Origin of the sequence: Pseudoalteromonas sp. T1lg10, from assembly GCF_002964545.1 — a bacterium.
GTDB lineage: Bacteria > Pseudomonadota > Gammaproteobacteria > Enterobacterales > Alteromonadaceae > Pseudoalteromonas.
Genome location: NZ_PQBV01000051.1, coordinates 338,185 through 350,003 on the forward strand (window position 1 = coordinate 338,185; position 11,819 = coordinate 350,003).

General features: G+C 49.0%; 12 protein-coding genes. 10 read left to right on the top strand and 2 right to left on the bottom strand.

Going from position 1 to position 11,819, the window contains the following annotated elements; translation table 11 throughout:
* Nucleotides 1-149 precede the first annotated feature (149 nt).
* The 6 genes from C2M17_RS14790 (at nucleotide 150) to C2M17_RS14815 (ending at nucleotide 3,693) form a co-directional block, all read left to right on the top strand.
* On the top strand, nucleotides 150-1,124 hold the full coding sequence (locus C2M17_RS14790; RefSeq protein WP_105201486.1) for a hypothetical protein: 975 nt from the start codon (nucleotides 150-152) through the stop codon (nucleotides 1,122-1,124).
* Nucleotides 1,125-1,137: 13 nt separating this feature from the next.
* Nucleotides 1,138-1,503: a hypothetical protein gene (locus C2M17_RS14795; RefSeq protein WP_105201487.1), complete on the top strand. Its 366-nt coding sequence runs from the start codon at nucleotides 1,138-1,140 to the stop codon at nucleotides 1,501-1,503.
* A gap of 117 nt (nucleotides 1,504-1,620) precedes the next feature.
* A complete protein-coding gene (locus tag C2M17_RS14800; RefSeq protein ID WP_105201488.1) occupies nucleotides 1,621-2,055 on the top strand; it encodes a hypothetical protein in 435 nt (144 codons plus the stop codon).
* Between the two features lie 357 nt (nucleotides 2,056-2,412).
* The gene (locus C2M17_RS14805) at nucleotides 2,413-2,811 is read left to right on the top strand and encodes a hypothetical protein (RefSeq protein WP_158684043.1); all 399 of its coding nucleotides are present in this window, start codon (nucleotides 2,413-2,415) and stop codon (nucleotides 2,809-2,811) included.
* Between the two features lie 182 nt (nucleotides 2,812-2,993).
* On the top strand, nucleotides 2,994-3,281 hold the full coding sequence (locus C2M17_RS14810) for a hypothetical protein (protein ID WP_105201688.1): 288 nt from the start codon (nucleotides 2,994-2,996) through the stop codon (nucleotides 3,279-3,281).
* Between the two features lie 184 nt (nucleotides 3,282-3,465).
* Nucleotides 3,466-3,693, top strand: a complete 228-nt coding sequence (locus C2M17_RS14815; RefSeq protein ID WP_158677907.1) for a hypothetical protein — start codon at nucleotides 3,466-3,468, stop codon at nucleotides 3,691-3,693.
* Nucleotides 3,694-3,913: 220 nt separating this feature from the next.
* Here the strand turns inward: C2M17_RS14815 and dnaJ are convergent, their stop codons facing one another.
* Both dnaJ and dnaK read right to left on the bottom strand, forming a co-directional pair.
* Nucleotides 3,914-5,044: a molecular chaperone DnaJ gene (gene dnaJ / locus C2M17_RS14820; protein WP_105201491.1), complete on the bottom strand. Its 1,131-nt coding sequence runs from the start codon at nucleotides 5,042-5,044 to the stop codon at nucleotides 3,914-3,916.
* A gap of 84 nt (nucleotides 5,045-5,128) precedes the next feature.
* Complete coding sequence (gene dnaK, locus C2M17_RS14825) at nucleotides 5,129-7,045, bottom strand: molecular chaperone DnaK (RefSeq protein ID WP_105201492.1); 1,917 nt, start codon at nucleotides 7,043-7,045, stop codon at nucleotides 5,129-5,131.
* Between the two features lie 186 nt (nucleotides 7,046-7,231).
* On the opposite strand from dnaK, the gene C2M17_RS14830 reads away from it, so the two are divergent.
* The 4 genes from C2M17_RS14830 (at nucleotide 7,232) to C2M17_RS14845 (ending at nucleotide 11,771) form a co-directional block, all read left to right on the top strand.
* Nucleotides 7,232-8,023 carry an acyl-CoA thioesterase gene (locus C2M17_RS14830; protein WP_105201493.1) on the top strand — a complete coding sequence of 264 codons (792 nt, stop codon included), beginning with the start codon at nucleotides 7,232-7,234 and terminating at the stop codon, nucleotides 8,021-8,023.
* A 241-nt stretch (nucleotides 8,024-8,264) separates the two neighbouring features.
* The gene (locus tag C2M17_RS14835) at nucleotides 8,265-9,491 is read left to right on the top strand and encodes a paraquat-inducible protein A (RefSeq protein WP_105201494.1); all 1,227 of its coding nucleotides are present in this window, start codon (nucleotides 8,265-8,267) and stop codon (nucleotides 9,489-9,491) included.
* Nucleotides 9,484-11,142, top strand: coding sequence for an intermembrane transport protein PqiB (gene pqiB, locus C2M17_RS14840; RefSeq protein ID WP_105201495.1), 1,659 nt, complete (start codon nucleotides 9,484-9,486; stop codon nucleotides 11,140-11,142). The genes C2M17_RS14835 and pqiB overlap by 8 nt, the downstream gene beginning before the upstream one ends.
* Nucleotides 11,142-11,771: a PqiC family protein gene (locus C2M17_RS14845; RefSeq protein ID WP_105201496.1), complete on the top strand. Its 630-nt coding sequence runs from the start codon at nucleotides 11,142-11,144 to the stop codon at nucleotides 11,769-11,771. Before pqiB ends, C2M17_RS14845 begins: the two co-directional genes overlap by 1 nt.
* The last annotated feature ends 48 nt before the right edge of the window (nucleotides 11,772-11,819 follow it).

The window sequence follows — 11,819 nt, forward strand, 5'->3', positions numbered from 1 at the left end:
CCCACTCTAACCTGACCAGTTTTTTACCGCCTAAATTTAGGTAACTCATTGCCTTTACTAAATAAAGCCTAGTTTTTAGAATTCAAAAGGTGCTAAGGTAAGCATCATATTTTCTCGCTCTACAGCCTTAGCCATCCAAGGAAGACGGCATGATAGTCCCCAAGTATTGGTCCGAATCGCAAGCAAAAACCCGTGCCAACAACCGACAATACACAATCAAGCGCTTTGGCTGGTCAGATATCAGTGAAGAAGATGCAAAGCAACACGCGGGTCAGCGTCTTGATGACGCACTCAAGACCCTGAGCGAGCAAGGCGATGTGCGACGCATTGATCATAAAATTTCCTATAACGGTGCTGAGGGTATTCCAATCCGCGAAGAGGTCGTCTCTAAGCATCAAGACGTGGTTATTTCCAGAAACTCCTATGGCGCCCTGTGCCTAAACACCCCGGATGTGATGTTTGCAGACATAGATCTCGATAGTGCGCCCTCGACGAGACTCGTTACCTGGGTGTTTATTGGCCTGGCACTGATTGGCGCCGCGGCCGCCTTGATCGCCGGCTCCTGGTGGGTGTTATTTGCCGCCTTGCTGGTGTCGCTGCTATTCGCCTCCACCTTGGCAGGCTTTATCAACAACCGACTTATTAACCGCAGAGGGGGTTTGGAACAAGAGGCCATCACGCGTTTTAAACAGGTCTGCGCCGATAACCCCGCTCTGCATCTGCGTATTTACCAGACCTCCATGGGCTTTCGGATACTTTTTATGGAGCAAACCTATGAGCCCACCAGTGAGCGCTCGGCGGCGCTGTTAAAAAGTCTTGGCTCGGACAGGGTCTACATGCAAATGTGTCGCAATCAGCGCTGTTTTAGGGCCAGGGTCAGCCCCAAACCCTGGCGAGTGGGCATAGAAAGGCTTCGTCCTCGCCCTGGGGTCTGGCCTATTAAGGCGGAGCGCCTTAAAGAGCGGCAGGACTGGATAAACGCCTATGAGCGCAAGGCCAATGATTATGCCTCGTGCAAATTTATGATGAAACTCGGCTCCGATATCACCGACCCAAAGACAATTCATGTGATGGCGCTGCACGACGACTTGTGTAAGGCTAATCGCGAATACAGCCTTGCCTAACGGCCCAAAGAAGATGAAAAAATCCAATAAAATAATCATCTTGGCGCTATTTTCTTACATCCTTGCGGCCTTTATAGACAGCTATTTTCTGTATGCCCACGACAAGGAAAGCATTACCTTTTTGCCTCATACCCTGTTTATTTCCTTTTGCTGTTTTGCCTGGTGTAAATACCACGGCGCAGAGAACTCAATAACCCATCTTGGTTATTTTCCCTTGTTTTGCGCCCTAATCGGTTTTATCGGCATTCCCGCCTATGGCTACAGTAAATTCGGTTTTAAACGAGGCAGTAAGATATTCGCCGGATTTTTAGCCTGCCTATTTGCCACTATCCTGTTGCTCGGTGCTGTCGATTTTGGGGTTAAAGCCGCTTACACATAAGTGGCTTATGCCTTGTTTATCTTAAATATTTTTAACTTGTAATATTTACCGCTAGAATGGCGCCGAACCCAAGCCCCATGCCTTGGGGCCAAGAGATTTAATCGAGAAGGGAATTTTATGTTTTCATGGATTTTTAAGAAAAAACCCAAAATGGCAAAAGAGCTAAACCACACTATTTTAGGCACGCTAAAATACGATAGCGAGAGTAATAAATGGGTGGGCAACTATAATAACAAGGCCATCACCCTGGAGCACGAACAGGGCGCCTTAGAGCCAAACCCGCAGCTAATTTCTTACGCTGTACAAATAGTCAGGGACTCGGCCTGGGTAGAAACGAATTTAGAAAAACAAAAATCCACATTTGCCCAGCAGCAGAGCTCGCTCTCACCGACGCAAAAAAAGGATCTTGCCTCCCTCTATATTCAAAGCATGCACTTTTATCTGATAAAGGATAAAGGCTATACCTATTTTATGTTGGGCCCGGATGATTGCGAAGACGTCTGGCAATTGGAGTTGCTCAACGAGAAAACCTTTGAACTTGCGGTTAACTAGCCTCATATAGGCACAACCACGGCCTTAGTTATAAGTTGTGCCTTCAACACTTCCACTAGTCTACAATACCGCCCTTACCTATCCAATTAACAAAAATACGCCCTAGTTCAGTGGCTTAAATAGCAATTTTCACACCTAAATAGCAGGCTTAAAATTAGGCACTATACTAATCTATCTAACGGGTTTGGTTTCAAATTGGTTGTTCCGATAGAGGTGTTACATACCTGCTGGGGGAAGCCGATAGGCAAGGAACAAAGCAGTTAAAGAGGTTTGCAGCCAAACGATTATTCACCTAAAGGACGCTCAACAATAAAGCGTTCGGGTTGAACAGAGGGAACTATGAAGGTGCCTCTAGGTTTGGGATTTCTTTTAACTTACCTTGTTTATCAGGCAGGGCAGACCCCCTTTTATGTGGGCGCCTGGCAACTCGATGAGGCCAAAACCCTTGCCAGTCTGCTTTCGCAGGATGAAATCCCCGCAGAAGAGCGACTTATGCTTAGGGATAATATCAACTCAGGTATTGTCCATGTCTTGCATGAGCATGCCTTTACCACCTACCCCGCCAACCGCATGCCCGAGCAGCTCAAGTTTACTCCCCATAAGGTGGAAATCCTTGGTGACACTACGATTAGAACCACCTATTTTAGCCGCCCCCAAAGAGCGGATATCATTCAGATCCTCACCTTTGAAAGCAATTGCTACTATATACGTGCCAGTAAATGGCAATTTAAACAGTATTATTGCCGGGTGGAGTAAGGGTGCAAACAAGCAACAGGCCGCGCCAATAAAATGTTCATATAACGCTTTTAGCTTCTCTATAACCAGGCTGTCTAATAACCGAGTTCAAAACCAAGCACATCTGCTTGTTGCCCCCTAGGTATACTGCTAACTTATTGCTCTAAATGAAAAAAGTTCACTTTATCAATAAGGGGTTAGATATGAATAACGAACAACGCCGCGAAATAATCAAAACAAGCTGGGAAATACACAACTTAGTTGAAAGTAGTTATTTAGCCCTTACAACGGCTAAAGGAGAACCGCAATGGCTGGAGAAACAGCGGGTTTTGCTTGCTGACATGGCAATTCATCTAATGCAAACGTCACTCAACCCCGGTGAACTCGACTTAGAAAAGCTTAAAAATAACCTGCATGCAATTTTGACCATCTCAGATCAATTTTTACCGCATGCCGAGCTAAAAAAGGTCACCGAAAAAATCTATAAATAACGCCCAAGTGTAACAATCCCGCCTCTCGAACCTACTGACACAGAGCCAGCCAACCAGGTAGTCACTGCACGCTTCTACGCCCTTCTTTTAACACTCGACACCTCACTAAATAAAATCTGCTTAGGTAGGCTCATTGTTTTTACACTAGAGTTAAAGTATCGGACTTTAGTGAGCGGAGGCGATTATGCTTTTAAAACGACTAAGGGTGTTCACCCTGATTCTGGTCTGCCTGCTGCTGACCTGGTTGGTACAAGCCGAATACAGTTACTGGCAACAACAGCGCCAATGCGTGATGCGCTGCGAACAACTAACCCCGGTGAAGGCTGCTGCCATCAATGATATTCGTTACAGCGACAGCGCCGAACTGTGCCAGTGCAGTACGGACGGCGAACAGGCCATTTTGCTAAATTGAGCCTGAGTAAAAGGCCATAAAAAAAGCGCCTTACGGCGCTTTTTCACTATTTTCTGCTTATACCAAATCTGTTAAGTATGTGAGCAGAGATAGCGCTGGATAAATGATGTGCTCACTAGGCGGAATTTTTCTTATGTAGTTATTCTACATAGAAAAATTTCAACACAGTGAGCACGATATTTAGCCCGCTAGAATGATTAGCTATTTAAGTGAATTGGTATTACTTCGTCAGGTCGTCAAAGAACTTTTTCACGCCATCGAAGAAACCTTTCTCCTTAGGACGGTACTTTGAGCTGTCTTTGCCCATGCTCTTTTCCAACTGCTCCAGCAGTTCACGTTGTTCGCTGTTCAAGTTAACCGGGGTTTCGATCACTACTTTACAGATCAGATCACCCACTGAGCCTGAACGAACCGATTTCACACCTTTACCACGCATACGGAACATTTTACCCGTTTGCGACTCGGCCGGTATTTTCAGTTTGGCGCGACCGTCTAAAGTCGGCACTTCAATCTCGCCACCTAAGGCAGCCGTGGTGAAGCCAATCGGAACTTCACAATACAGATTGTTGCCATCACGAACAAAAATCGGGTGCTCGCGCACGCTCACCTGCACATACAAGTCACCCGCTGGTGCGCCATGGGCCCCCGCTTCCCCTTCGCCGGCTAGGCGAATACGGTCGCCGGTATCAACACCCGCCGGGATCTTCACCGACAAGGTCTTGGTCTTTTCTACACGGCCCTGGCCATGACAACTGTTACAAGGGTCCGAGATAACCTGACCTGTGCCCTGACAGGTTGGACAGGTTTGCTGAACCGCAAAGAAACCTTGGCGCATCTGTACCTGACCTGCACCGTGACAGGTGTGACAGGTTTTCGGCGTTGAGCCGGCTTTAGCACCCGAGCCATCACAGGGCTCACAGCTCACCCAGGTTGGAACCTTGATTTCGACGTCTTTACCACGAACCGCCTCTTCCAGGCTCAGTTCCATGTTGTAACGTAAATCGGCGCCGCGTTGTTGACGAGACTGGCGACGGCCACCGCCGAAGATATCGCCGAATACGTCACCAAAAATATCACCGAAATCACCGCCGCCACCAAAGCCGCCGTGACCACCGCCACCGCCTTGTTCAAATGCAGCATGACCAAACTGATCATAGGTTTGTCGTTTCTGCGCGTCGTTAAGAATTTCGTAGGCTTCTTTCACCTCTTTGAACTTGCTCTCAAGTTCCTTGTCGCCGGCAGTACGATCCGGGTGATATTTCATCGCCAGGCGCTTATAAGCCTTTTTAATGTCGCGGTCACTGGCGTCTTTGGCTACACCCAGTACCTCGTAATAATCGCGTTTTGACATATCTACCACTATTTTTAAAAATCTACATACACTAAGGGCGCGTCAAGCGATTTCCGCCAGCGCGCCCCGTGTGCAACAAGTATATTACTTGTCGTCTTTCACTTCTTCAAACTCAGCATCAACAACGTCGTCGTCTTGCTTTGCTTGCTGCTGGCTACCTGCATCGGCGCCACCTTGCTGCTGGGCTTTCGCTTGCGCGATTTCCATTAGCTTTTGTGACTTCTCGATAAGCGCTTGAGTTTTCGCATCGATTTCTTCTTTGCTTTCACCCTTGATAGCCGTTTCTAGCTCGGCTACCGCCGCTTCGATAGCTTCTTTATCTTCTGCAGGTAATGCATCACCGGCTTCTTCGATTTGCTTACGGGTACCGTGAACCATGGCATCGGCTTGGTTACGGGCAGTTACAAGCTCTTCGAACTTTTTATCCGCTTCGGCGTTGGCTTCAGCATCACGTACCATTTTTTCTACTTCTTCATCGCTTAGACCTGAAGAAGCCTGGATGGTGATCTTCTGCTCTTTACCTGTGTCTTTATCTTTTGCAGACACGTGTAGGATACCGTCGGCGTCAACATCGAAAGTTACTTCGATTTGTGGCTCACCACGGCGTGCCGCACGAATACCTTCTAGGTTGAACTGACCCAGCGACTTGTTGTCAGCCGAGCGCTTACGCTCACCTTGTAACACATGAATGGTTACTGCACTCTGGTTGTCATCAGCAGTCGAGAAGGTTTGCGACTTCTTCGTTGGAATCGTCGTGTTTTTCTCGATCAGCGTAGTCATAACCTGACCCATGGTCTCGATACCTAGAGACAGTGGGATAACGTCCAGTAATAGTACGTCTTTTACTTCACCGGCTAGTACACCACCTTGAACCGCAGCACCTACGGCTACCGCTTCATCTGGGTTCACGTCTTTACGTGGCTCTTTACCGAAGAACTCAGCAACTGTCTTCTGTACCAGAGGCATACGTGTTTGACCACCAACTAGGATGATGTCGTTGATATCGCCTACAGACAGATCTGCATCAGCAAGGGCTTTCTTAAGTGGTTCGATAGACTTGGTTACCAGGTCTTCAACCAGTGACTCAAGCTTCGCACGAGTCAACTTCACGTTCATGTGCTTAGGACCAGTTGCGTCTGCAGTAACGTACGGCAGGTTCACTTCGGTTTGCTGTGCACTTGAAAGCTCGATTTTCGCTTTTTCAGCCGCTTCCTTAACACGCTGCATGGCTAGCGGGTCGTTACGCAGGTCGATGCCTTGCTCTTTTTTGAACTCGTCAACCAGGTAGTTGATTACACGGTTATCGAAGTCTTCACCACCTAAGTGCGTGTCACCGTTGGTCGCTAGTACTTCAAAAGTGTGCTCGCCTTCAACTTCGTCAATCTCGATGATTGAGATATCGAAGGTACCACCACCTAAGTCATATACTGCAACTACGTTGTCGCCTTGTTTGCGGTCCATACCGTAAGCAAGTGCTGCAGCGGTTGGCTCGTTGATAATACGTTTAACATCAAGACCCGCGATACGACCGGCATCTTTAGTTGCCTGACGCTGTGAGTCATTGAAGTAGGCAGGAACTGTGATTACCGCGCCTGTTACTTCTTCACCAAGGTAGTCCTCGGCGGTCTTTTTCATCTTTTTCAGTACTTCGGCTGAAATCTGAGGTGCAGCGCGTTTTTCGCCCTTCACTTCTACCCAGGCGTCGCCATTGTCTGCTTTAACAATTTTGAACGGCATGATGCCGATATCGCGCTGTACTTCTTCGTCTTCAAAACGACGACCGATAAGACGCTTGATTGCAAATACTGTGTTTGTAGGGTTAGTTACCGCCTGACGCTTCGCCGGCTGACCTACTAGCGTTTCACCGTCTTCGGTAAACGCAATGATAGAAGGGGTAGTGCGATCGCCCTCGGCGTTTTCAATTACGCGCGGCTTGTCGCCATCTAGTACTGCAACACACGAGTTAGTAGTACCTAAGTCGATTCCAATAATCTTACCCATGAATCTTCTCCAACTTCAAAAATCTGTTTAACTGTTTGATGCTTTACTAAATAGGGGTCAGTTTTGCTAATTCAAGCGCGATAGCTAAAAAAAATTCGTTTTTTTGAAATTTTTTTCAAATTGACCACTCTACAAACAAGGTTTACGCGTTAAACTGGTCGGACAAGAACAAATAGGAATCAGATTATGACTTTTGATCAGCTTATGGCCTTGGTCAGTGAAAAAGACACCCAAACCCTGCAGTTCCCCGAGACATGGACTCAGGGGCGCACCGCTTTTGGCGGGCTCTCCTGCGCCTTTGCTTTGCAATCCATGTTGCTGCATTGCCATGACGAGCGCACCCTACGCTCCTTTAGCGCCCAATTTGTCGGCCCCATCGCCCCGGATGAGCCTTTTACCTTGTCTTTTAACTTGCTGCGTGAAGGTAAGAATTCAAGCCAATATGCGGCCACCATTACCCAACATAATCAGGTCTGTTTAACTGTGCAGGGCTTGTTTGCCAAAGACCGCGCGTCCATTGTTGAAGTACCCTACGCCCAATTGCAGGGGAAACAGGCGCCTAACGCCGATAACTGCTTGCCCTTTGTGCAGGGGGTGATGCCCAATTTCTTTCAGTATGTGGATTTAAATTTAGTGGCAGGTGGCATGCCCTACAGCTCCAGCCAAGCCACTGACTTAAGTGGCTGGATGCGCTTTAAAGAGCAAACGCAAGATTATGACTGGACTCATCTTATCGCCCTGATTGACAGCTGGCCGCCGTCGCAGCTTCAGGTTTTCCCAAGCCCGGCGCCGGCCAGTAGCATGAGCTGGCATGTGGAATGCCTGCATCTGCCAAAGCTTAGCGCTGGCGACTGGGTGGGGGTGGATATCACCACCACGGCTGCCCACAACGGCTATGCCTATGAAGATGCCACCTTATATACCGAGAGCGGCGATGTGATAGCCCAAAGTAAGCAAACCGTCGCCTTATTTGCCTAGGCAGGTTTTAGCTAAATTGTGGTCGGTGTCCAGGCACCGGCCATGGTCCAGGTTGCCAATGTTCCCGCCATTGGGTTGTCACAGGCACTTAGCCGCTTTTAAATTTCCCCTGCCCTAACCACATTTTTATCTTACTCAGTCACCACTTAGCTGCATTTATGTAACAATAAGTTACTAGGATTAAGCGGCTAAAACGGCTATTCTTACCAGATACGCGGTAATTTATTATTTTTGGGAAGCCATGCGTCTAGCCTGCTCACATTGTGATTTCATTGTTGAAGTTCCAGACTTAGCAGCCGGGCAAGTCGCCAAGTGTCCTCATTGTCGCAGCCAAATTAATCTTCGTACCGAAAATAATGATGCCCAGGTTGTCGCCCTAAGCCTGAGCGCCATCATACTTTTGCTCAGCTCGGTGTTTTACCCCTTTATTTCTTTTTCCAGCAACGGCCTGACCCAGACCATCACCCTGCCCGATGCCGGGCGCATGCTATTTAACTACGACAGCACCTTGCTTGGGGTGTTTATCGATATCAGCATTATTATCTTGCCGCTGCTAATGCTGATCTTGCTGGTGCCCTTGCACATGGGTTTACTGCGCAGCCTGCCCAAACAATGGGGAAGGCGCGTTCTAAAGTTCACCCTGGCGCTGGAGCTCTGGGTGATGTCGGAGATTTTCCTGGTCGGCGTGTTGATCAGCATGGTTAAGATCATGAGCCTGGCCGATGTGTCCTTTGGGCAGAGCTTTTGGGCCTATGCCGGTTTTGTGATCTGTTATATCGCCACCATGAGCCGGGTTAACAATGAGCGTTTATGGCAGCAGATCAGTCCCTATCAGGATGTGCCGGTCAGCAGTGGTATTCGCGCCATAGATGCGCAATTACGCGCCTGTCATACCTGCCATCAGTTAACCACAGAAAAACGATGCCCCAGGTGTCACACCGCCACCCATTTTCGCAATATGAAAGGGCTGCAAAAAGCGGCAGCCTGGCTGATCACCTCTGTGCTGCTTTATATACCTGCCAATGTATTGCCTATCATGTATACCACCAGCCTGGGCTCTAGGGAGCCATCGACACTGATCGGCGGTGTTATTTTATTATGGGAAGTGGGCTCTTACCCCATAGCGACCATTATATTTTTAGCCAGTGTGGTGGTGCCTTTCGCTAAGGCCATGGTGCTGGCAACCCTGTGCGTACTGGTCTATCGTCAGGTTGGCAGCCGATCAGGCACCTATACGCGCCTGTATCAGGTGACCGAATTTATCGGCAAGTGGTCGATGATCGACGTTTTTGTGGTCGCCCTGTTAGTGGCCTTAGTGCAGCTGGGCAATCTTATGTCTGTGGAGCCGGGATTCGGCGCCATGTGTTTCGGAGCTATGGTGATCTGTCAAATGCTCGCCGCTCATTCATTCGACCCAAGATTGATTTGGGATCCCCCCGAACAGGTAAAGGGAGTGGTAAATGACTAAACCTGCATACATACAAGCCGCGGCAAGAATTTCACCGATTTGGTTGATCCCCTTGCTGGCGCTGTTTGTCGGTGCATGGATGTTGCTTGAATATCAATTAGATAAAGGGCAAACCATCTATATAAAAATGGCTCAGGCCGAGGGCATAGTCGCCGGTAAAACGGAGATCAAGGTGCGCAGCGTAAAAATAGGCACGGTTGATGCCATTCGCCTGGCCAATTCACGCGATCATGTCATAGTACGAGCCCAAATCGATAAACATTACGACTCCTTACTGAGCGAAGACGCTAAGATGTGGGTGGTAAAACCACGCATCGATGAAACCGGCGTTAGCGGTTTTAGTACTCTGCTTTCGGGCGTGTATATCGAATTTGCCCCTGGCGAAAGCGACGAGCTGGTTAACCGATTTGAATTACTAGAAGAGCCGGCCCTGATTGGCAACGATGTAAAAGGCGCCCGCTATAAGCTCTCCAGCCGTAATGCCGAAGTACTTGAAGTTGGTACAGGCGTCTACTTTAAAGGTTATCTTATCGGCCAAATCGAAACCGCCCACTTCGACTGGGATCAACAGGTGATGCGCTATGGCCTGTTTATCAATGCACCATACGAAAATCTGGTTACACTCAACACAGTGTTTTGGGTGCAATCCGGCCTTGAGGTGAACCTGGATGCGGATGGCATCAGTATCAAAACCGGCTCACTGTCTAAACTGCTTAAGGGCGGCATTTCGCTAGGAATTCCCGAGGACAATTCACCGGGTCCCGTGGTTAAAGAAGGCCATACCTTTAGTCTCAGTGAAAGTTACAGCAAGGCACTAGAACAACGCTTTTATGATTTCGACCATTACCTGGTGCAGTTTGAACAGTCGATCCGTGGCCTGCGCGAGGGCGCACCGGTGGAATACCGTGGCATGCGCATAGGAACGGTAGAGCAGGTACCCGCCGAGGTGATCATAGATGGCGCTCCGGCCCACTTTGGCGATACCAGCAGTGCAGTGCCCGTGTTGGTGCGCATCGAATACGGTCGTCTCTATCGCGATACCCAACAAGCAAGGGAGTATTGGCAATCCCGCGTTGAAGGTTGGTTGGCCGAGGGCTTAAGAGCCTCGCTTAAACCCGGCAACCTGCTTACCGGCGCCGTGTATGTGGATTTAGACATGTATCCGGATGCCGAGCCGGCGGTGCTGACCAAACGCGGTGAATATACTGTATTCCCAAGTACATCGAGCGGTATCTCGGCGTTAGCGAACCAGCTCAACGATGTGCTTAACAAGGTGAAAAACCTCAAGGTCGAACAAAGCCTGTCCCAATTTGAGCAGACCATGGCCAATTATGAAGCTTTGGCCGCGGATATGCGCACCTTTATTAATGAGCCTGCGACACGCGCCCTGCCCGGTGATATCAGCAAGGACATGGCCGATATCAGCCAAAGCATGCGTCAGTTCGAGCAAAGTATGGAGCAATTTGAGCTGACCATGGCCAGCTTCCAAAACGGCTCCGGCATGTATCAGGAGCTGCAAAGCACATTACAGCAAGTACAGCGCCTGATGGACGAATTACAGCCGCTGTCCCGAGGCCTGAACGAGCAACCGAATATGCTGATTTTCGACAAGGAGCTGCCCGTCGACCCTACCCCAAGGAGTAAAGATTAATGTCGCGATTACTTACATTACTGATGGCCTGCGCCCTGCTCGGCGCCTGCTCAAGCAGCAGCACGAGTTTGCATCATTATCAGTTGCAAGGCACAAATCAAAACGAGGAGCAGGGTTTCCTGTTTAGCCGCGATCATCTGCAAAGCGAACATCTGCTGCGCCTAAGCCCTATTGCTGTGCGCGGTACACTGAATAACCGCGCCATGGTGATCAAACGCTCCGAGCATCAGGTGTACAGCGCCAACTATCATTTTTGGGCCGATGCACCGGCGCATTTACTGGCCACCATGGCGCAGTCGCAGTTGATGCAAGAACTCGATAAGGTGATGGTGGTCAAGGGTGCAGATGTCTATGCCGAGCAGTTGCAAGCCTCATTTTTTCAGCTCGATGTCAGCATAGAGCAGTTTAATGGTGGTTTGGACAACAATGCGGAAATAGCAGGCACCTGGCGACTGTCTAAGGTGGATGCCAAGGGCAAGCTGCATGTGTTGAAAATTGCCCGCTTTTATCACAGCCAAGCCCTGGCAGAAGATGGCTACGAAGCCCTGGCTAAGGCCTTAAGCCAAGCCTGGCAACAAGCCTTGAGCGAAATGAGCGCTGAGATTAATAATTTAATTTCAAATACCTAATTCAGCAATTGCATTGTAAGTTGGGGTTTGCCGCCATGGTTGTAGGTC